Source organism: Bradyrhizobium diazoefficiens (assembly GCF_016616235.1).
Classification (GTDB): Bacteria; Pseudomonadota; Alphaproteobacteria; order Rhizobiales; family Xanthobacteraceae; genus Bradyrhizobium; species Bradyrhizobium diazoefficiens_H.
Genome location: NZ_CP067100.1, coordinates 210735 through 233821, shown reverse-complemented (window position 1 = coordinate 233821; position 23087 = coordinate 210735). Strand labels below are relative to the sequence as shown.

Here is a 23087-nt window from a genome sequence, read left to right as displayed (position 1 = left end):
GTGCCCCAAACGGCATGCCCAGGTGGTGGAATTGGTAGACGCGCTGGCTTCAGGTGCCAGTGGCTTAACGGCCGTGAAGGTTCGAGTCCTTTCCTGGGCACCATCGCTCTTCTAAGAGCGTGAAATCCAAAGCAAATTAGCAGATTCAACGGCTTACCCGCTCCTCAATGGTACAGAAGGGTGGTACAATTGCCGTTAGCTATGTCGCGTCCGTGGAAGCATCCCAAAACTGGAATCTATCAGCTCCGAAAGGCTGTTCCTGACGATTTGCGTAAGATCGTCGGCAAGCGCGAGGAGAAAGTAAGCCTTCAAACCCGCGATCCAGGCGAGGCGAAACAGCGCTTCGCGAAGGCGCTTGCCGAGCTCGAGGCTCGGTGGGCCAACCTACGCGCAGGGCCAAAACTGCTGACTGAACGTGAGGCGCATCAACTTGCCCTCGTCGCCTACGATCAGTGGCTGCAGATGTACAGGGATAACCCAAGCCAACAGACCGGTTGGGATGTCGTGGCCGGAGATCGGCTGTTTGGCCCCCCACAGACAAGGGAGCTGAGACTTGCTGCGTCTCAACGGGTGTTGGATGGCGCCCCGGAATTGCCGGAGGACAAGATTTTCCGGATGGAACAGACGTGTTTGGATGCTGCTGACGGCTATCTGACGGCCAACGGGATCTTTATCAATTTTGAGAACCGCCGAACCATGGCCCGCGCACTCGGCGCCGCCATGCAGCGTGCCAGCGTACTTTTGGCAAAACTGGCAAGAGGCGAAGGCGAATTCTCGTCCGTTTCTCGACAGATCCAACTCCCGCGAGGAGACGCTATGGCAGAACGAGGAAAGGTCGCCTTGGAGTCTGGCGCCTCTAACGGGTCGCTGTCGGCATTGGTCGAGGATTGGTGGAAGGAGGCGAAGGCCGCCGGTCGCAAACAGAGTACCTATGAGAGCTATCAGAAGACGACGATGAAGCTCGTGGCCTTCCTGAAGCATGACGAGGCGGGCCGCGTAACGCCGGAGGACATAGTCCGCTTCAAGGATCACCGGCTGCGGGGCGGCGCGAGTGCGAAGACCGTGAAGGACAGTGACCTAGCCGGCCTAAAGACGGTGTTTGGCTGGGCAGTCATGAACCGCCGCATGCACTCCAACCCTGCCGAAGGACTTACCATCAAGGTCGGCAAATCGCGCAAACTTAGGTCAAAGGGATTTTACGACCGAGAAGCAACCGCCATTCTCAAGCACGCCCGGAATTCTGCTGCTGGGAGGGCTGCTCCGAAGCTGGCGTTGGCCAAGCGGTGGGTGCCGTGGTTGTGTGCGTTCACGGGAGCGCGGGTAGGCGAGATGCTTCAGCTTCGCAAAGAGGACGTTCGCCGTGAAGGCAAAGATTGGGTCGTGCACGTGACGCCCGAGGCGGGCCCCGTGAAGACTGACGAAGCCAGAGATGTGGTGCTGCATCGGCAAATCATCGAAGAAGGTTTTCCAGAGTTTTATGAGAGGTCCTCAAGAGGCTATCTATTCATTGACCCCAAAGCTGGAGATCTTGGCGTTCGCAAGGCGGTGAAGACAGCGCGGAATAAGGTCAACGCCTTCGTGCGCGAGGTTCTGAAGGACCCGAACGTTGATCCGAGCCATGGCTGGCGCCATCGTTTTAAGACTATCGGCATTGAGCAAGAGGTGGCCATGCGGGTGCTCGATGCCATACAGGGGCACGCACCGCGCAATGCTTCTGAGGATTACGGGGACGTAACCATTGCTGCGAAGGCGAAGGCCGTCGACCGGTTCCCAAACATTGACGTTTGTTGAAGGCTACGGCATTCCTCCGACGGCGTGAGCACGGTCCGTCGGCGTTGTGGACCGTCGCACGCCTTGTGGGCGGCGATGTACGTCTCGGCACACTTCGGAAAGGTGGTGGCCTCAGCCGTTTCGATTGTTTTGGCCTGTTGCTCTTGTGGCGCTCCTCCAGCGGATCGAGACCTTTGAGCCGCATGACACGGCAGACCTCCGCCTTCTCGCGTGCTTCCGCAAGCGAGAAGGTATGAAACGAGCCAAGCCCCATATCCCGCAGCCTGCCGCCGGTGCGATACCGGAAGATCCAGCTCTTGGAGTTGCTGACGCGGCCTTTCAGGTAGAGCCCAAGCCCGTCGGCATACATCCCCGGCTTGAGATTCTGTTTGATCTTGACGGCGGTGAGCACCTGTATGCGCGCGCCATTCCGAATCTTCGGCGTCGTGTCCAAGCCCATATGGAGGGCTTTGGTTCAGTCGACGGGCGGCCATGTTTCGGGGCGAGGGTTGGAGATAATGCGCAACCTCACGGTGATGATCGAAATTCACAATCAATGTGGTGGTGTACTCTGGCGTCGATAGCGCTATCGCGATAGCTAGGTGTGGGGGAATTGACGATGCATACTTGCGCGCCGCCTAGTTCTGCGATGGATGCGTGGTTAACGGTCTATCCGGGAACCAACGGTAGTTATGGCCACCTTCTTCTTGAGGAGAGCGGGAGCCGTGATGACTCGCTCGTGGGAGCGCTCCGTCCATATTTCGAGTCCGCGCATCTGGACGCACGGGAGTATTTTCACGAGCAAATGGGCATCGAGTTGCATCCTGATGCGGATGCTTCTGTAGCTCACGCGACCTATCCAGGATGTCTCGATAGCACGACGCGTCGTGGATTGTTCGGTGAAGTAATGGCTGGGCTTGTCACCGAGCATTATCAATCGAAGTACGTCGGAGAACATCCCTGGTACATCCCAGTCTACTTGTTTCGTTTCCACGAGGACGTCGAACAGTATCTTTTTGCCTTCGCCAGAGATGCTAGGCGCCTGCGCGCCACCTACGGCCGGCGGGGTTCTGACTTCCTGGCGTTGGTGTTGGACTCAGATGGTGCGGTGACCAGATTCATCGCGGGCGAGGCAAAGTGGCGTGCTGCGCTGCGGAAATCGGCCGTCGACAAGTTGATGCTCGATCTAATCGACTGCCCGGATACCGGCGATAAAATACCGAGTGGCAAAGGCATATGGGCTCAGCTCAACACCGATATGGGCGTGCCGCACGGACTGCGTCAGCTCCAGCGAATCCTGCGCGATCGCGAGCCCGACGCCTTCTCGGCGACGATCCTGTCGCTTGACAAGATTCTCACCGCTCAGAATCCGGTGGTGGTGCCGCGTACCAATCTTGTCGTGATAGTTGGCAATGACGTTCCGTCGCGTGGCGGCGAGGGACATAGCCTGATACCATGGAAAAAGTGTCCTGAAGATTATAAGGCGCCGCACGATCTGCAGATCGTCGAGGTCATCCTCAATGATGGCGAACATCTCATCGATGCTGTCTACGACAGCCTCTGGGCGCGATAATGCCAGAGTTCGATCTCGAACGGCTAGAGGTCGCCAATAATCTGCGCATCGGTCTCGCGCTTGAGAATGAGCTAACCGTCCCGCAAGCGCGTGCCTTGGTCCGCTGTCTCCAGACCAGCTGGGACCTGCCAGCTCTCGGGTGGCGTGACCGGGAATCATCGACGCTGATCTCGGACGCTCGGCGGCTGCTCCATGCCGCAGAGATATTCTATGACATCGAGGGCGCGACCTCGGCTGGGGCGATCGATTGCTATCGGCGCGCGGGCGAAATTTTCGAATGGCTGACGCGGGCCTCAGACGATATCCGGCGGAGCACCCCAGTGGAGTTGCTCGCAGCTGCGGCCTTCCAGCTCGGCGGGTTACCTGCGATGGCGGATGCTCTCGTATCCCTCGCCGATCTGGACGACCCGGGAAGCGCCCTCTACGGAAGCTTCCTGCGTGCCAACTTCGATGCCGTCCTGGCGCATTGTGTCGTGTTCTGGCGCGATCACCCAGAATATCTGCAGCGCGAGGGGTCGGCCAGCATCCTCCGGGAGGAAGGTTCTGGCCGCATCGGCTGGTACTTTACAGTTGAACTTGTTCGAACGCTCGGCCTGTGCGCCGACTGTCTGCGGCGGGGCGACGATGCCAGGCTAACCCAAGCATTGCTGAAGATGAAGGCGCTGGATGGCATGGCGGCGCGAACCTTCAGCGATGATATCTCTTTGCTTATTAGCCTGCTCTATGCGGTTGCGCGATCCTATGCTGCTGCCAGTATCTATGGGCCGGTCAGGCGACTGGCTCCCGCAGGGCATGTACGAAGTCGTGAGCTCGCAGCTTATTGCCGGCGTCAATACAGTCGGGGACGCGGCATTCTTTGGGTATCCCAGCAGGCTGGACTTCAGCGGCTAATTGCAGAGGACTCTTTCGCACTCTGCACTCCGACCGGTTCGGGCAAGACGTTGATTGCTAATCTTGGGATCGTCAAAGAACTGCTACTGCGGGACCATGATGGCATCGTTCCACTGGCAATCTACTTGGTGCCGTCGCGCGCCCTCGCGGGCGAAGTCGAACACAAGCTGCGCGGCGAACTAGGCGCTGAATTCATCGTAACCGGCCTATATGGCGGCACCGACTGGGGGATCACCGATTATTGGTTGGCCGCTGATCAGCCAACCGTGCTCGTTGCTACAGTCGAAAAGGCTGAGGCGCTGATGCGGTATCTCGCGCCCCATCTCATTACCCGGCTCAAACTGCTGATAATCGACGAAGCCCATCAGGTCGTACCTGACGATGTTGACAGTGCGCGCAAGGATTTTGCGAACCATAGCAGCCGCGCCTTACGCCTTGAGTCCTTCGTTTCGCGGTTGTTGGCACAGGTGCCCGGGTTGGTACGGATCGCCTTGACCGCAGTCGCTGGCGGTGCTGCCGGTCCCGTCGCCCGTTGGGTGGAAGGACGCGAAAATGCGCAAGCCGTTGGTATCCGCTACCGCAGTACGCGGCAGATCATCGGCGTGCTCGAGAACGCGCGAGGGCGTTCGTCTCGATTGTTGCTTGAGCTATTGAACGACAAGCGACTGCGCCTGCAGGATCGCGGGGATGCCGTTTACATGAACCTTCGCATTGGGCCGATGCCAAAGTTGCCGGCCCGCATGTATTCCAGCCTCTATCGCTTCAACGAACTCAGTGTCCTTTGGACCGCGCTTCATCTGGTAGACGGCGAGCGGCGTATCTTAATTTCCATTGCGCAAGAACCAGAACAGACCATGGGTTGGTATGTTGAGGCATTTGCTCTCCCGACCTGGACCGGATTTACACAATTCGAACCACCTGAAGGCGTTCTCGGCGGGCTCTATCGCGAAGCGTTTGACAGTTGCGTGGATTACTGCGGTGCGAATTCCTACGAAGCCGCGCTTCTCGCGCGTGGCATTGCTACTAGCCACGGGCAGATGCCGCAGCGTCTGCGGCGGTTGATGACTGAGCTTATCGATCGCAAGATCTGTCCGATCACGCTGGCTACGGCGACCCTAAGCGAAGGCGTCAATCTACCGTTTGACATCATCTTTGTTACGTCGCTCCAGCGCGCAAGCTTCGATGCCGATGAGGAAGAGCGAATTGTTCGACCACTGTCGACGGCTGAGTTCCGGAATCTAGCAGGCCGCGCCGGCCGTCCCGGAGCAGCAAAGGGCATGGAAGGCATGACTTTCGTTGCCCTGCCGACGACGATTGGAGCAACTGCGCCTCGGTTGCGGGGGCTGCAAACGCGACAGATGGCCGGACTGCGCGCGAACTACGTCAAGATGCGCAGGAATTTGCGCGCTGAGGAGCTTGGCGGAGAGACAATCGACAGCCCGCTCGGTGTTCTGCTCGAAGCTATTCGAGAGAAGTTCGAAGAAATCTTTGGCGATGATGATAACGAAGCTTTCTTGGATTGGCTCGAAGTGACTGCTCCGAGCGACATCACTGAACATGCGGGAAGGGGCGTAGCCGGCGAGAGGCCTAGGTTGGCGGACAGCTTGGACGAACTCGATGCCGTCCTTCTGTCTGCAATCGAGGAAGTTTCACGACTCGACGGCGCTGCGCTAGAACCTACGACCCTTGAGCAAAGGCTGGCAGAGGTGTGGCGCAGCAGCTTTACAGCTGCGGCCGCTGCTCGCGAGGAATGGTTAAAATCGGCATTCATTCAACGCGGTCGCGGGCTGGTCGATAAGGTCTACACAGACCCTGCTGAACGGTCTCGGCTCTATCAATATGGATTTTCGCCACACGTCGGACGACGCTTCGAAGCGACCGCGGCCGCCATTCGTGTTCAACTTTTGGCTGCCAGTAATTATGGCAGCGACGATGAAGCTGATCGGCTAGCAAGATTCGAAGCCATTGGTGAGCTTCTCACCGATGATCGCGGCTTTGGTTTCCGAATCCGCAATACTCAAACTGACCGGGACTTGCTGGCCAACTGGGAAGAAGTGTTGGGGTGGTGGATGGGAGCCGCGGAAGCCGCTGCGCCCGAGCCCGCGGCGCTGAGATCCTGGCAGAGGTTCGTTTCCGAAAATCTGGAATTTCGACTTGGCGTCGCGATCGGAGCGGTAGTCGCGCAGGCATGGACGCAGGGCGCAGACAGCCCGCTTGCGGTGCCGTCCCTTGCTGAATGGCAGGGGACAACAGAACTGCCCTGGTTTGGATTTTGGGCTCGCGAGCTTCTTCGCTGGGGTACCCTCGATCCCTTCGTGGCCTTTGCGCTGGCACAGGGGCGCGCCAAAACGCGGCAGGAAGCTGCGGCACTTCGTACGGATTTCAATGCCTGGCTCGAACGGGAGGTCGACGAGATTGTCTCGGAAGACCGGATCGATCCTCGGCATTTTTTGGAGTGGGAGAGAAGCCTTCCTCGCAGAGCGGTCGACCACCCTGCAGAGGCACCCGAACCTGCCCGTTTGACCGGAACGGACGGTCGCAACGAACAGTATGCGGTGCTCCCTGTGTGTATCGCCGGGACCGTCTATTGGCTCGACGCGGCGGGCTATGAACTCGCGCGCTCCAACGGTGAGCTGGAGTCTTTCGACGAAAGCGCTCTTTCAGACGACTTCATTCTCGATGCGATTAGAGGGGAGCCCGTGGTTCTACGAGCCTATCGAGCAGCGCGCTGAGGGAGTTGCTGGGAACGGAATGCAGAAAGCGGGCCATCTGCGATCGAATGAAGCCAGATGCCGGGCTTTGACTTGATCAAGGTCCGGGGATGGCGCGAGGTGAGGGCGACCGATATGCGCGCCATTCTAAAACTACTGCGTGTGACCGAGACCATTGACGTTGGGGCATCAGGGGGCGGAGATGTTTCGAGATGGTTGATTCGAGGATAACTCGTGGACAGAATAGCCTCTCTACCAATAGGCGGTTCGTCTCTTGTCGGATACCTATGATTGTCTAGCCACGGCTGCCTTGCCTGACCGCTAGGCGGAATAGCGCCATTGCCCCTTAAGGGTTCCTGCCGGCCAAGATCAATTTGTCCACGGAACGCATTCGGGCGAACGACCAGTATTAGCGAGACAAGTAATGAAGGCATTTGAGTTCGAACATCGACTTATCGATTCTTACGCTCGCTTCTCACGCTCCTTCAGCATCATTCGATCTGATGATCTGAAATCGGAGATCGACCGCCAATACGATGCTGGTCGCTTCTGGCCGGATGCTCTGCTGTCTCTCAACCCTCGATATCTTCAGGGGTCGACGGTCGATGATCTGGTCGCCTCTGGCGATCTCGACGAAGCGACCGGCAGAATATTCCGGTTCGGGCCAACGCCCCTGCGGTTTCATCGCCACCAGGCGCAGTCCATCGCTAAGGCTCGGGGCGGACAGAGTTACGTGGTCACGACTGGAACCGGCTCGGGCAAGTCGCTTTGCTTCTTTGTGCCTATAGTCGATACGATCGTCCGCGCGCGGAAAGCCAGCAGGCCGCGCAGGACCAGCGCCATCATCGTTTATCCGATGAACGCGCTGGCCAACAGCCAGATTAAGGAGATTGAGAGGTTCATTTCTCAATCCGGCCTGCCCGACGAGCTTCGCCCTGTCGTGCGGCGCTACACCGGTCAGGAAAGCCAAGAAGAGCGGCAGCGGATTGCCGATAGCCCACCGGACATACTGCTCACCAACTTCATGATGGCCGAATTGCTTCTGACGCGGCAGGATAGTCTCGATACCCGGGTCATAGAGAACGCGCACGGACTCAACTTCATCGTCCTTGACGAGCTGCACACCTATCGCGGCCGTCAGGGCGCCGATGTTGCCATCCTCGTTCGTCGCCTCCGCAACCGCTGTACGCCGGACAAGGCGCCAATCTGCATCGGGACCTCGGCCACCATGGCGAGCGAAGGCTCCGATACTAACCGCGCGCAAGCTGTGGCGGACGTGGCATCGCGCCTATTCGGGACTCCGATTGGGCCGGAATCGGTCATCGACGAGTCGCTTCAACGGGCGACGGATGATCTGCTGAAATTCGACGACGTGCGGCCAAAGCTTGCGCCTGCCCTGACATCTGCGCTCCCGGATGTGCTGACCGATCAAATTCTGAGGAAGCATCCTCTGGCGGTTTGGACTGAATTGGTGATCGGTCTAGAGGACGCGCAAGAACTCAAGCGCAAGAAGCCGATCCCCTTTGGGGACGCTGTAGCGTTGCTATCGAAGGATAGCGGCGTAGACATCGAAACCTGCCGAAGTGGCCTTGAGTCATTCCTGACCCGCATCAGCCTTCCGGAAACCGAGCGGGGCGGCTCGGGAAGCGGTGCATTCCTGGCGTTCAAACTCCACCAGTTCATCTCTGGCGCAGGTGAAGTTTTTACCACGCTGACAAACCAGCCCAGGAATGTGCTGTTCGAAGGTCAGCTCGAAGATCCCAGCGCGCCTGGTCATCGTCTTTATCCAACCCGTTTCTGCCGGGAATGCGGACACGAAGTCCACGTCGTCACCAAATCCGAAGATACTGACGGAATCCTCTTTCTGCCGAGGAACATCGACGATACGCCGCTTGACGATGAGGAGGGGGACACAGCAGGCTACCTGAGTCCCACGGGCGACGGTGACCCCGACTATGCCTTCACGGGCGAGATCGAGTCTTATCCCGAGGATTGGCGCGAGGAACGCAACGGCATCGAGCGGCTCCGCGCGAGCAGGAAACGCCAGGTGCCTCAGCCAGTCACGGTGGCTCCGGATGGACGCTACGATCCATCTGGGAAGAGCTTCTGGTTCATCCCGGGCAGGTTCGGCTTCTGCCCGTGCTGCCTCGATCAGGCGTCGCCCCGCATGCGCGAACGCAACAAACTCGCGGGTCTGTCGGGCGAGGGCCGAAGCTCGGCCACGACACTTCTCGTCGCGACCGCGCTGGAATGGATGAATGGGCGCGGCAGCGGCGTGCCGAAGGAAAAGCGCAAGCTCCTGGGCTTCACGGACAACCGGCAGGACGCGGCCCTCCAGGCCGGTCATTTCAATGACTTCCTGTTCGTCAGCTTGCTGCGCGGCGCGATCCTGCGCGCCGTTCTGGATGCGGGCGATGCAGGGTTGACCGAGGACGAATTCGGTTTGAGGGTCGTGAAGGCGCTCGGATTCACGGCCGGAAATAAGGACGCCCGCATCCATTGGATGTTGGACCCCGAAGCCGGTGCTGTGATCCGCGAAGACGCGCAGCGCTCCCTCGCGAAGGTCCTTGCCCATCGGCTCTGGACGGATTTGCGCCGGGGATGGCGCTACACCAACCCGAGCCTTTCGGTGCTCAAGCTCATCGACGTCGAGTTCATTGGGCTTGACGACGTCGTGGAAAATACCGCGCGGCTCACGAGCATTCTCCCAGAATTCGGGACCCTCGGTGGGCCTGCGCGCAAGGCGATGCTGAAGCTGCTCCTCGGCGCCATGCTCGATGGCCTCGCCGTTGGCACGGAAGCGCTCGATCTGACCGAACTCGACGCCGTCGCGCAGAAGTCGAGAAATCTCCTGCGTGCGCCCTGGGCCATCGATGCAAGGGAGAAACCGAGAAGCCGCACGGCCTTGTTTCTGCAGGCTCCGGGCAGGAACGATGTCAACCTGAGGGTGGAGCAGACGATCGTCCGTGCGGGACACAACTCCCGCATCTCGCGCCTCATCAATCGCAAAAAGATCATTGGGACCAAGCTCGGCAAGACGGACTACTTGACGGTCATGACGGGCCTGATGGAGTTTCTGGCCAGTGAAGGCCTGGTGTCGCGCATCGACATCGAAGCCGATTTGCAGGGCTGGCGACTGTCGCCATCAGCGGTTCGCATTGTGCCCGGCGAAGCGATCCGGACGGGCGCAGCGCAGGGAAACCGCTATTTTCATGATCTCTACAGTGAGATCGCAGCCGATCTGAAAGCGGGCCAGAGCAGCTTTTGGGGCCTCGAAGGCCGTGAGCACACGGCTCAGGTATCACAGAGGCAGCGCGAATGGCGCGAGTGGCGGTTTCGGTTCGAGAAAGAAGATAAGGAAAATCTCGCGAAGAGTGCCGCCGATCTCAAGGCGGCAGGAGAACCAGAGCAATTCCTGCCTGCCCTGTTCTGTTCACCCACTATGGAACTTGGCGTCGACATATCGGCGCTCAACGCAGTCTATCTGCGAAACGTGCCACCGACGCCCGCGAATTATGCCCAGCGCGCCGGCCGTGCGGGTCGCTCCGGCCAGGCCGCTGTCATCGTGACCTATTGCGCCGCTCAGTCGCCGCACGACCAGTACTTCTTTGGGCGGCGTAACGAGATGGTGGCCGGTGTCGTTCGTCCTCCGGCGCTCGACATCACCAATGAAGAACTCGTACGGTCACACCTGCATGCCGTTTGGCTTGCCGAAGCGAAGCTCGCCCTGTCTCCCGACATTCCGGAAGTGCTCGACCTGACACAGACTGGCTACCCGCTGAAGCAAGCGATTCACGACGTCATCGATCGGCCTGAGTTGGTGATTGCGGCACATTCCCCTATGAAGCGCGTCCTCCATCAGATTCTTGCTTCGATGGATGGTCGGAAGCCCGTTTGGATGGGCGAGCCGGATGACTTCATCTCAGCGGTTGCCCAGCGTGCCCCTCAAGAGTTTGATCGCGCCTTCGACCGTTGGCGAGAGCTCTACAACTCAGCCCGAACGCAGTTGATGGAGGCGAATGCCCGCTCGGAAATCGCTGGGCTCCCGGGCGCAGACCGCCGTCGAATCAAGGCGGCCCAGATGCAGGCGAGCGACCAGATCACCATTCTCGAGCAGGGCAAGGCTTCGAACGGCTCCGACTTCTACTCCTATCGCTATCTCGCGACGGAAGGTTTCCTGCCGGGCTACAATTTCCCCCGTCTGCCACTCTACGCCTTTATCCCGGGGGAAGGGAAAACCGGCTCGTTCCTCCAGCGCGCCCGCTTCCTGGCCATTTCGGAATTCGGGCCGCGCAGCCTCATCTATCACGAAGGGCGCGCCTACCGAGTCATGAAGGCGAAGCTGCCGCCGGAAGTGCGGACGGAGGACGGGGCGGAGCTCGCTACCCGGGACATCTTCATCTGCTCGAACTGTGGCGCCTGTCATGACGGCGACGTCGAGCGCTGTCATGCCTGCAACAGCCCGATGGCTGGCGAGGTGCCGGTGCAGAGGACGCTCCGGATTGACAATGTAGAAGCCGCACCTGCTGAGCGGATCACTGCGAATGACGAGGAGCGGGTACGGCAAGGCTTCGACATCCAGACCGTCTTTTCCTGGCCGAAGCGGGACGGCCGTGCGCAGATCACCGCAGCCGATTTTCGTTGCGAGGAGACCTCGATTCTCAGCTTACAATACGCCAACAGCGCCGAGATCAGCCGGATCAACAAAGGACTCAAGCGGCGGGCTAACCGGACCGTTTTCGGCTTCTATATCGATCCGCGCAGTGGCTACTGGGCAAAGGCCGAGGACGAGGATCAGGATGGTGATCCGGCTCCTGATATTGAGCGGCCCGTGCGGATCGTTCCAATCGTCCGCGACCACAAGAACGCGCTGCTCTTCCGCTTCAACGAACCCACGGCCTATGCACCGGAGACGATTGCGACGGTCCAGCATGCCCTCATGAGGGGTATCGAGGTCGTCTTCCAATTGGAAGAAGGCGAGATCCTCGGCGAACCTCTGCCTGCCCGAGATAATCGACGCGCCATCCTGGCCTACGAGGCGACTGAAGGTGGCGCAGGCGTGTTGAGTCGTCTGATCGAGGATGCGCAGGCACTCAGCCAGGTCGCGCGAGAAGCGCTGACACTCATGCATTTCGAAAAGGTTGATGAAGCGATTGCAGCCGGCGACGCCAAACTGCTCGTTAACCGCGATGGGGAGGCATGCGTCCGCGGATGCTATCGCTGTCTCCTCTCCTATTTCAACCAGCCCGATCACGAGCTGATTGACCGAACGAGCAATGAAGCGAAGCAGATGCTGATCGATCTTGCGCGCGGCAAGGTGGTGCTCGCGACGTCGCAGAGCCAATCGACCGAGGGCGGGGGATGGGCTCAAGTCTTCAAGGATGCGGGTATTCCGGCGCCTGACGCTTCGGCCGTCAGCTTCTCCGGCCAGGAGATGACCCACGCCTGGCGCAGCCATTTCGTCGCTGCAAGCGTTTACCCTTTGACCGAGACAGCGCGAGAGGCGGCGGAAGCCAAGGGATGGACTCTGTTCGAGTTGCCGGGAGCGGTCACTGCGGGAGTGCCCCAGGCGATGCGCACGATGTTTGGTGGATGATTTCATGACGGTGAATTTTGCCCCCGGAGACCTGGTTCGCGCCCGCGGACGCGAGTGGGTCGCACTGCCGTCCCCGAGGGAGGGCATTCTGGCGCTTCGTCCCCTTTCGGGCGGCGACAGCGACGCCGTCGTCCTCGATCCGGTGCTGGAGCTTCTGCCGGTCGAGCCTGCCCGCTTCGATCTCCCGGCAAACGCTGTGGTCACGGTTCAGGCGAAAGCGGCGTTGCTCGCGGATGCGATGCGTCTGACGTTGCGGCGGGGCGCCGGCCCATTCCGGTCCGCTGCTCAACTCGCCTTCGAACCTCGAATCTATCAGCTCGTGCCCTTGCTGATGGCGCTTCGTCTGTCGGCGCCGCGCCTGCTGATCGCGGACGACGTCGGCATCGGGAAGACGATCGAAGCCGGCCTGATCCTGCGCGAGCTGATGGATCGGGGTGAGGTGGACGCATTCTCGGTGCTCTGCCCGCCGCATCTCGTCGAGCAGTGGATCGGAGAGCTGAAGGCGCGCTTCGGGATCGCCGCTGTGCCGGTCACGTCGGGCACCGCAAGCCGGCTGGAACGTGGCCTGCCGCTCGCTCAGACCCTGTTCGATGCCTATCCCTTCACGGTCGTCAGCCTCGACTATATCAAGGCCGAGAAGCGCCGCGAAGGCTTCGCGCGCGCATGCCCGGATTTCGTCATCGTCGATGAAGCGCATGCCTGCGTCGGCACGCACCAGGGCCGCCAGCAACGTTTCGAGCTTCTGTCGGGACTGGCCCGGAATCCCGAGCGCCGGATGATCCTTCTGACCGCGACGCCGCATTCCGGCGACGAGGAGGCTTTCGGGCGTCTGCTTTCCCTGATTGACCCGTCATTTGCGTCGATGAACTTCGAGGACCCGCGCTATCGCGAGAGTTTGGCCCGGCACTTCGTCCAGCGCCGCCGTATCGATCTCGTCTCCGAGGATTGGGACGAAGATCGCACTTTCCCGAAGCATGAGACGAAGGAGTTCGCCTATCGGCTGTCTGAGGCCCATCGCGGGTTCCAGGAAGCCGTTCTCGACTATTGCCTCGGCGTCGTGTCCCGGGCGGGATCTGGGCAGCGGGAGCGGCGCCTGGCCTTCTGGGGCACGTTGGCCCTGATGCGCTGTGTCGGCTCTTCGCCGGCCGCAGCCCTGAGCGCGCTGCGGAACCGCGTGCTGAACGAGAGCGATCGCCTCGAACCTCAAATTTATGATGATGACGGGGACGACGAGGACGCCGTTGATCTCGAACCGGGCACGGTGTTCGACGCCGATCCTGAGCTTCTCGCATTGGTCAGGCGCGCGGAAGAATTGGTCGGCAAGCCCGATCCGAAGCTGACCGCCCTCGTCGATGAGCTGACGCCCCTCATCAAGAAAGGGGTAAATCCCGTCGTCTTCTGTCGCTATCTGGCGACGGCCGAGCATGTCCGCGATGGCCTACGCAAGGCTTTTCCGAAGTTGACCATCGAAGCCGTGACGGGCGTTCTCACTCCGGACGAGCGTCGCGACCGCGTGGCGGACATGGCGCCCGTGGATGAGGGAAAACCGGTTCAGCGAATTCTCGTCGCCACCGACTGCTTGTCCGAAGGCATCAACCTTCAGCAGCTCTTCGACACGGTCGTTCACTACGACCTTTCGTGGAATCCGACCCGGCATCAACAGCGCGAGGGGCGGGTCGATCGCTTCGGCCAGCCGGCGGAAATCGTTCGATCGATCATGATGTTCTCGCCGGACAGTGCCATCGATGGCGCGGTGCTCGAAGTCATCCTGCGCAAGGCCGAGGAAATCCGCAAGGCGACGGGTGTAATCGTGCCGCTCCCCGAGGAACGAGGGCCGGTGACGGATGCGCTGATGGTATCGATGATGCTGCGCCGTGGCGTGCCCCGTCAACTCGCGTTTGATCTTCGCCTTGACGACGGCGCCAAGATCATGGAGGCGCGCTGGCGCGATGCCGCCGATAATGAGAAGAAATCACGCGCGCGTTTCGCCCAGAACGCGATGAAGCCGCAGGAAGTCGCCCCGGAATGGGAGAAGGTCCGCACGCTGCTCGGCTCCCCTGCTGATGCGAGACTGTTCGTCGAGCGGGCGATGGCGCGTTTCGGCGTGCCTCTGGAAACCCGGAAAACCGTGCTCCTGGCTCATCTCGATGCCCTCGACGCCGGCCTGCGCGAGCGTCTTGCTCAGCACGATCTCGCCGGATCGGTGCGTTTGGCGACAGCCGAGCCGGCGCCGTCAGGCGCGGCCCTGCTGACCAGGACGCATCCCCTGACGGCGACCCTTGCCGAAGCGCTGGTCGAGGCTTCTCTCGATCCCGAGTCCCTGTCGGGTCTCGGCATTGGCCGGGTCGGCGCCTGGCCGACCGCGGCCGTCCAGCAAGTGACGCGCCTTGCTCTCTTGCGTGTCCGGTTCAAGTTGACCGTCCATGCCCGCAAGGAGCGGCTGCTGCTGGCGGAGGAAGCAGCCCTGGTGGCTATCCAGGGCGACCGGATCGTGGCAGTGGGCGAAGCTGCGCGGGAATGGCTCAATGTGCCAGCCGCTTCCGATCTCGCGCCCGTCGCACGCGACAGGTTCATCGCCCAGACGAAGGAGGGCTTGCCGGGCCTGATCGATGGACCGATCGCCGACTTCGTCCAGTCGCGCGCGCGAAAGCTCATGGCCGACCACGCGCGCCTCCGCGCCGCGTCAGGGTCCGCTTCGCGCGTCACCGTGGAGGCCGTGCTGCCGCCGGACGTGATCGGCCTGTTCGTACTGATGCCGGGAGAGGCCTGAGCCATGGCGCGCAAGCCCGTCACCGACATGTTAGCTTGGCCCTCGCTGACCCTGGAGGGCAACCTGATCGCGCCCGCCATGGTCGCCAGCATCGACCGCCGACAGGCATCCGACCAGACGGAGGAGGATTATCGAATCCGCAAGGGGCTGACGATCCGCGAGGAGGTTTCAACCGCCTTCCGCGTCGGACAGTCCCATTTCGATGCCTTCGCCAAACTTCAGAAACCCTCGGCCGAGGCGACGCAGCGTTTCGTGCGGGCCTTCCTTGCGGAAACCTTCGGCTTCGACGATCTCGCTCGGGCCGATGGCGTGATCTCCTTCCTCGCCGGTGGTCGCGTTCCTGTCGTCGTCGTGCCGCCTGCCGAAGAAAAACTCGACCGACGCAGTCCGACGCTCTCGACCGGTCGTTCGCGGTCCCCGGCTTTCGCGCTCCAGGACTATCTCAACGACAGCGATGACGCGCTTTGGGGCCTAGTCACCAACGGGACGTTCCTCCGCCTCATGCGCGACAACGCCTCACTGACCCGGCCGGCCTATATCGAGGCCGATCTTGCTCAGATATTCACGAATGAGGACGCCGCCTCCTTCGCCGTGCTCTGGTCGCTCATCCATCGCACACGGTTCGGCGTCGCCGGCGCACCCGTCACCGATTGCGCGCTCGAACGCTGGCGCGAGGCCGGCTCGCGCGAGGGTGAAGCTGCCCGAGACAAGTTGGCGGCCCAGGTCGAAACCGCGCTCAGGGTGCTTGGCTCAGGTTTTCTCGAAGCCAACCCCGATCTCGCCGCCCGCCTGAAATCCGGCGCAATCGACCGGACCGAATGGTTCAACGAGCTTCTTCGCCTCGTCTATCGCCTCATCTTCCTGATGGTGGCCGAGGACCGCAGCCTGCTTCATCCCGAAGCGGCGAAGCCGGATGCCTGCAAACTCTACACCGACGGCTACAGCCTTGCTGCGCTTCGGGCGCAAGCGGCCCGCGGCGCCACCTGGGACAAACACCACGACCGCTACGAGGGCATCAAGGTTGTCTTCCGCGGCCTTGCGTACGGCGAGCCGGCGCTCGGCCTGCCGCCGCTTGGCGGCCTCTTCGGCGCCGGCATGCTGCCGCATCTCGAAACCTCGCGCCTGCGCAACCGCGCCTTCATGGAGGCGCTCTACCGGCTGTCCTGGCTCTCAGACAAGGCCGGGATGGTGCCGGTGAACTGGCGGGCGATGGAGACCGAGGAGCTGGGCTCGGTCTACGAATCTCTGCTCGAACTTCAGCCGCAACTCGGCGACGAGGGCAAGGCGCTGGTCTTCGCCTCGGAAGCCGCCGAGCAGAAGGGTAATCAGCGCAAGACCACCGGCTCCTACTATACGCCCGACAGCTTGGTGCAGCTCCTGCTCGACACTACGCTCAATCCGATGCTCGATGAGCGGGAAGCTAAAGCTTCCGATCCTGTCGAAGCGCTCCTGAAGCTCACCGTGATCGATCCAGCCTGCGGCTCCGGGCATTTCTTGCTAGCGGCGGCGCGGCGCATAGCCACCCGCGTCGCCCGGCATCGCGCCGGAGGAATCCCTTCGGCTGCCGACTTCCGCCATGCATTGCGTGAAGTCGCCTGCCGCTGCCTCTATGGCGTGGACCGCAATCCCATGGCGGTCGAGCTGACCAAGGTCGCGCTGTGGATCGAAGCGCTGGAGCCAGGCCGCCCGCTGGCCTTCTTCGACGCACAGATTCGCTGCGGCGACAGCCTGATAGGTGTGTTCGACCGCACGATGTTGCGCGAGGGCTTACCCGATGAAGCCTACAAGCCGCTGACCGGCGACGACAAGGAACTCTCCCGTCGCTACGCCCGCCTCAACAAGGAACAACGTGACCGGGCGAAAGAGCATCTGCAACTGTTCCAGGACTGGTCGCCGCCTGAAATCCTAGCCGCGCAGGATCATAAGCTGAAGGAGATGGCGCAAGACGATCTGGACAGCGTGGAGGCGAAGGCGCGTGGCTTCGAGGCAATACGCGCATCGGATGATTGGCAGAGCCTGAAGACAGCCAGCGACCTCTATATCTCGGCCAATTTCTACATGCCGGCTTTCTTCACGCCAAAAGCAGCGGGCGCCGCAACGAGTGCAGACGTCATGCCGCTGACCGAACACGTGTGGCAGGCGGCAGGCGGCCAGGTGCCCGCCGAGCATCTGCGCAAGGGAGCTACGCTAACCGCTCAGAAGGTGAACGCCTTTCACTGGTTCATCGAATTTCCCGAGGTCATGGAGTGCGATGGCGGTTTCGACGTAGTCATCGGAAATCCGCCATGGGAACGATTCAAGCTCCAGGAGCAGGAGTTTTTTGCCGCGCGCTCCCCAGCAATCGCCAGTGCGCCCAACAAGGCGGAGCGGCAGAAGTTGATCGACGCACTGGAGCCGGCCGATCCTGAGAGTGCGGATGGACGCTTGTGGCGGGATTTTATATTCGCCAAGCGCACGGCAGAGGCGGCAAGCGAATTCGCGCGATCGTCGGGACGATATCGGCTTACTGGCAGAGGAGATGTCAACACCTACGCTCTTTTCGCCGAGCTATTCTCTCGCCTCGCTAAGCCAACCGGACGGGCCGGTGTGATCGTTCCCACTGGTATTGCTACCGATGCCAATACTGCGCCGTTCTTCGCCGCATTGGTGGAGAGTAAGCGGTTGTCTGCTTTGTATTCCTTCGAGAATGAGGAGATGATCTTTGCCAGTGTCCATCATGCATTCAAATTTGCTCTACTCTCCATCGGAGTACCAGCAAATGGCCAGTCAGAGTTTGCCTTCTTTCTCAGGCAAGTCACTTTCCTTGCAAATCCTGACCGCCGCTTTAGCCTAGCCTCGGACGAAATTGCCCGACTGAACCCCAATACCCGCACTGCGCCTGTTTTTCGTTCTCGCGCCGACGCCGACTTGACGGCGAAGCTCTATGCCCGCGTGCCCGTGCTGATTGAAGAGGCGAAGGGGGCGGAGGGAAATCCTTGGGGCGCCACCTTTCAAAGCCGAATCTGGCACATGGCGGAAGACGCCGCGTGGTTCCGAGCAGCGGCGCGGTTTGCAGCCGAGGGCTGGCGGCGCGATGGCCCGGACTGGGTGCTGGAGACTGCGGCAGGCACCGAGCGCTGTGTGCCACTCTACGAAGCCAAGATGATCCATCACTTCGATCACCGCTGGGCGACCTTTGGCGTCGGCGCAAGCAATGATGAGGAAAGCGCCCGAGACTGCACCCGTGCCGAAAAGCAGAACCCGGATTTCGAGCCGTCGCCGCGTTATTGGGTGCCGGAGGAAGAGGTCATCTTGCGCGCCGCCCGCGTGCCGGCGGCATTGAAAAGCGCCGTCAGGCTGGCGCGAGGCGAAGGTGGAAAGGGACGCCGAAAAACAGACGTCGATGCGCAGGAAAGCGCTCGCGCCATGGCACTTAAGGCGCTTATCATCTGGCTGGCCGGTGCCATTCCCGCCCTTGAAGGAAAGCCAGCGCGAGAGGCCGACATCTTCCATTTCCTCGGCCGTGCGCAGGATTGGCGTGGAGCGCTCAAGGCATCGCCTGAACGCTTCCTGCTCGATCCAAAGACGCTTGCCGCCGGCGACGAAATGCAGTGCGAGACGCCGCTGACGGTGGCCGATCTGACCCTCGTCGCGGAGGGGCCAAAGGATACGCTCCGCCTCGCCGAACTCCTGATTGCCGCGAAACAGCCGCGTTGGCTCATGGCGTGGCGGGACATCACCAATGCGACCAATGAACGGACGGTGATCGCGAGCGTGATCCCGAAAGTTGCGGTAGGGCACACGTCGCCTCAGTTCTTCCTTAACGTCAGTGCAGAACTCGGTGGCGCGTTCCTCGCCAACGTATCGTCCATAGTCCTTGATTTCGTTGCGCGTCAAAAGGTCGGGGGCACGCACCTGACTTTTGGCTACCTGAACCAGTTTCCCGTCCTTCCGCCTTCGGCCTTTTCCACCGACGATCTCGACTTCATCCGCCCGCGCGTGCTGGAGCTGACCTACACCAGCCACGCCATGAAGGCTTGGGCGGAGGATCTGGGATATTCCGGTCAGCCCTTCGCGTGGAATGAGAATCGCCGCGCGCAAGTACGTGCCGAACTCGATGTCTTCTTCGCCAGTAAATACGGCCTGACCCATGAAGAGCTGCAATACGTGCTCGACCCGGCCAAGGTTAAGGGCGTGGACTATCCCTCCGAAACCTTCCGCGTGTTGAAGGAAAAGGAAATCCGCCTCCACGGCGGATACCGCACCGAGCGTTTGGTGCTGGAAGCGTGGCAGCGGATGGAGGCCGATGGGACATTCGTCGCTCTCGGACTCGGGGCGAGTCAGGGCGCACATACAGCACCAACCATTCAGAAGCCTGCTCTCGCCGCTCTGCCCGATGGAACTTGGACGCGCGCAGCGCAGCAGCCGAATGACGCTGGCGCTGCCCTGACCGCGATCCTCAAGGCGGTCAACGGGCCGACGCCGAGCCGGACGATCCGCCTCGCTGCCGCGATGATACTGGAGCCGCACCTTCTGACGTCGCTGCTCCCGGAGCCAGGAGCGCGGGAGTGGCGACGGCTGGTCGGAAAGGAGGCCGAGCCGCGTACGGGGAATGTGATCGGCTTCGCGGCACGCAGCAATCAGGGCTGGGGCACAGCCGTCTCCAACCATCGCGGCAACGGACGTTTGATCGAGAACCTGTCGGCGGGAACATGGGCGCCGGGGCCGGGCCTCGATGCGTTCGACACTGCTGGCTGGCCGGATGGACGGTCTGGATTCGTGCTGGAGGCGCTAGGTTCGCTCGATCTGGATGCGACGGTCACCTCCTTGCCCGACGAGGTTCGAAGCTGGGTCACGCATGTCGCAGCAGCATGAGATGTTCGATGCCCCGAAGCTCAGCCTGACCGTTCCGGCGGGCCTGAAAGAGCCGCGCCTCTGGGTGCGGCGCCTGGCGCTCTGGGAGGCGCCCGGTGGCCCGAAAATCCGCGAGGACATCATGCTTCGGCCGGGGCTGAACATCATCTGGTCACCGGACGGTTTCGATGAAAACAGTGCGGGCGGCGTGCGCGCCATTGGTCACGGAAGCGGCAAGACCTTGTTCTGCCGCCTGCTGCGCTACTGCCTCGGCGAGCAGCGCTTCGCCGACGAAACCCAACGGGAACGGATCGCGGTCGCTTTTCCGAATGGGATCGTCGGCGCGGAGGTGATTCTCGATGGCGTGTGCTGGGCCGTCGTGCGGCCACTCGGCATCCGGCGCCGGCATGTCGCGATTGCCGACGGCAATCTCGATGAGATTGCTGCGGGCGATGGTGCGACAACAAGCATCGATCCACTGATCGAGGCGATAGAGCAGGCCATCGTGACGGCCGGTGTCGCGGGTTTGGCTCGTCTTCAGCCCAGCCAGAAGGCATGGCCGATAGCGCTCGCCTGGCTCACGCGCGATCAGGAATGCCGCTTTGACGACGTTCTCGATTGGCGCTCCCCCGCATCCGGCTCCGATGCACCATTGCCAGCAAGTGGACGTGAAACCGGACCGCGGCGCGAGGCGCTTCGGGCGTTCCTCATGGCGATTACTGAAGAGGAACAGCAAACTCGACGCGCGGAGGAAGCGCTGCGAACCGAAGTCGCCACGGCGGAGCGGGAAGCGTCGTACCTCGATTGGGATCGCGGTAGACGCCACGAACGATTGATTGAACAGCTCGGCCTTTCCGGACAGACCGTGCCCGAGATGCCCCTGCTCCTGGAGGTATTTCGAAAGGCCGCCGACGGGCGGCTCGCTGCGGCCGCCCAGCTTCCGACTGGCGACACCGCGGAACTCGGACAGGCCCGCAAGGCGTTGCAGGAAGCCCGCGAAATACTGCGGAGCACTGACGAAGAGCGCATCCGCCTGGAGGCCCAGATACCGGCCGAGAACCACGTTCTGACTCTGCTCTCCAGCGAAATGCCAAGTCTGTCCGCAGCGGCGGAGAATGCGGCCAGTCAGGTGTGCCCGATCTGTGAGGTGCCGATTGATAAGGCGCTCGCGGAGAAATGCGGATTGTCTCACAAGCTGCACAATGAGACAGATTGCCGAGCCCGCCTGGCCGCCAAGCGCCAGGAGGTTAGCAATCAGAAGCAAAAGATCGACAGTCTGGAAGCTCGACTAAAAGCTCTTCAGCCTGCCACCGTTCTCGGGCGCCAGCAAGTCGAGCAGGCAGAGAAGAGGGTACAAACCATCGAAAGTGTGCGCGACACGCGTGCGTCCGCCTGGCAGGCGGCGACACGACTCAAGGAAGGGGTCGAGCGCTTTTCCGAGCTATCGACTGAGCGAGATGAGGTACGGAAGCGGTTGCTTAACCTCGACGAAAAGTTGACCAAAGAACGGGAGCGGCTTGCAGCCTTCCGCGACAAGCAGAGCCTGACTTTCGGTCGAATAACGGAGAAATTCTCAGCCATTATTCGTCGCATGGTCAATGAGAATGCGAAGGGAACCGTGACCTTGAGCGGCGATAGGCTGCAATTGACCGTCGATGTCGACGGAGATCGCCGAACAGCCGCCATCGAATCCCTGAAGGTGTTGGCTTTCGATCTCGCCTGCCTTTGTCTGAGCATCGAGGGTGCGACCAGTGTTCCCGCATTCCTTGTTCACGACAGTCCCCGTGAAGCCGATCTCGGCCTCAGCATCTACGATGAGCTTTTCCGCCTGATGCGCGAGCTTGAGGCGCCGAGGAAGACAACGCCATTTCAGTACATCGTGACGACGACTACCCGTCCCCCAGATGACCTTCGTCGCGATCCCTGGCTGAGGCTGGTCCTGAGAGGGGCGCCGGGCTCGGAGCGATTGATGGCGCGCGATCTATAGTGAGGGCCGGACAGTGCTTGAATCGCCGCAGTCCTTTGTCGTCCGCGAGGAATGCCAAAAGGCCGCCTCGCAGAACGGCTTTCGCCGGATACTGGGTGAAGAAAGGGGCTGGGCGGCCTTCGGCTCGACTACAGCGAAGGGTACGGTCTATCTGGCGGCCATAGGACCGTCAGGGCCATGGCTTCTGGCCCTTGACCATCTCGGCATCATCCGTGAACTCAGCGTACCCGAAGCCGACATCTCCGGTCCCGGCCGAGCTCGCTTCTTCTTTGACACGCTCGGCGCCCTCTATGCGGCGCTGCATCGGACCTATGAGCTGGGTGTCAGCCTGCCCGATGCACCGCTCCAGGAGTTTGAGCGCCGGGTCGCTGACCTGCCCCGGACCACCGAGGTCGAGCGGCTCGTCGTGCAGAGGATCGGGCAGGACGTTTTTCGCGATCGCCTGATGGACTACTGGCAGGGGCGCTGTCCCCTCACCGGGATTTCCGACCCGGCCCTACTGCGCGCATCGCACATCATCCCATGGGCAGATTGCGAAAGCGACGCCGAACGGCTCGACGTGCATAACGGCCTTCTCCTTTCAGCGCTTTGGGACGCCGCATTCGACCGCGCACTCGTGACCTTCGACGATGAGGGAAGGCCGGAGTTCTCGGCCGGCCTCAGCGAAGCCGCGCGTGCCGAACTGCGCTGGCACACTCCAATTTCTCTTACCGACGAGCATCGCCGCCGGCTCGTTCGTCATCGCCAACGAGTACGCGCAAGTCACTAGCGATATACACGTAGACGGAGCCGAGGCTGGCTCGATCCAATGCCCAACCTTCCGTCGAACGTCTTGGCCCATACGCCAGCCTACATTTGCGCGAGAACTTCAGGCGAGTTGGCATGAACGCTATGAGGTCCGACGTACGCTTGCCGCTGTGGCGCAGGAGTTTCCCGAAGATCGGCGAACATGTGCG

At 61.3% G+C, this 23087-nt stretch carries 8 protein-coding genes, 1 tRNA gene and 1 pseudogene; 9 read left to right on the top strand and 1 reads right to left on the bottom strand.

Features of this window, described 5'->3' with window-relative positions; genetic code table 11:
• Window positions 1-16 precede the first annotated feature (16 nt).
• Both JJB99_RS01020 and JJB99_RS01015 read left to right on the top strand, forming a co-directional pair.
• Window positions 17-103 (top strand) — tRNA-Leu (locus JJB99_RS01020).
• A 164-nt stretch (window positions 104-267) separates the two neighbouring features.
• Window positions 268-1791: a tyrosine-type recombinase/integrase gene (locus JJB99_RS01015; protein ID WP_246775119.1), complete on the top strand. Its 1524-nt coding sequence runs from the start codon at window positions 268-270 to the stop codon at window positions 1789-1791.
• 202 nt (window positions 1792-1993) lie between these two features.
• Here JJB99_RS01015 and JJB99_RS36870 read toward each other — a convergent pair.
• A pseudogene (locus JJB99_RS36870) lies at window positions 1994-2140 on the bottom strand (Arm DNA-binding domain-containing protein); the annotation flags it as partial.
• Window positions 2141-2575: 435 nt separating this feature from the next.
• Between JJB99_RS36870 and JJB99_RS01010 the strand changes: the two are divergent.
• The 7 genes from JJB99_RS01010 to JJB99_RS00980 all read left to right on the top strand — a co-directional run bounded on the left by JJB99_RS01010 (window position 2576) and on the right by JJB99_RS00980 (window position 22900).
• Entirely contained in the window at window positions 2576-3343 is a 768-nt protein-coding gene (locus JJB99_RS01010) for an aminotransferase (protein WP_246775118.1), read from the top strand.
• Window positions 3343-6966 carry a DEAD/DEAH box helicase gene (locus JJB99_RS01005; RefSeq protein WP_246775117.1) on the top strand — a complete coding sequence of 1208 codons (3624 nt, stop codon included), beginning with the start codon at window positions 3343-3345 and terminating at the stop codon, window positions 6964-6966. Before JJB99_RS01010 ends, JJB99_RS01005 begins: the two co-directional genes overlap by 1 nt.
• A gap of 403 nt (window positions 6967-7369) precedes the next feature.
• Window positions 7370-12541, top strand: a complete 5172-nt coding sequence (locus JJB99_RS01000) for a DEAD/DEAH box helicase (protein WP_200496978.1) — start codon at window positions 7370-7372, stop codon at window positions 12539-12541.
• Between the two features lie 4 nt (window positions 12542-12545).
• Window positions 12546-15311, top strand: a complete 2766-nt coding sequence (locus JJB99_RS00995) for a DEAD/DEAH box helicase (RefSeq protein WP_200496977.1) — start codon at window positions 12546-12548, stop codon at window positions 15309-15311.
• 3 nt (window positions 15312-15314) lie between these two features.
• The gene (locus tag JJB99_RS00990; RefSeq protein ID WP_200496976.1) at window positions 15315-20165 is read left to right on the top strand and encodes an Eco57I restriction-modification methylase domain-containing protein; all 4851 of its coding nucleotides are present in this window, start codon (window positions 15315-15317) and stop codon (window positions 20163-20165) included.
• Entirely contained in the window at window positions 20149-22131 is a 1983-nt protein-coding gene (locus JJB99_RS00985) for a chromosome segregation protein SMC (RefSeq protein ID WP_246775116.1), read from the top strand. The genes JJB99_RS00990 and JJB99_RS00985 overlap by 17 nt, the downstream gene beginning before the upstream one ends.
• A gap of 13 nt (window positions 22132-22144) precedes the next feature.
• On the top strand, window positions 22145-22900 hold the full coding sequence (locus JJB99_RS00980; protein WP_200496975.1) for an HNH endonuclease: 756 nt from the start codon (window positions 22145-22147) through the stop codon (window positions 22898-22900).
• Window positions 22901-23087: the final 187 nt, after the last annotated feature.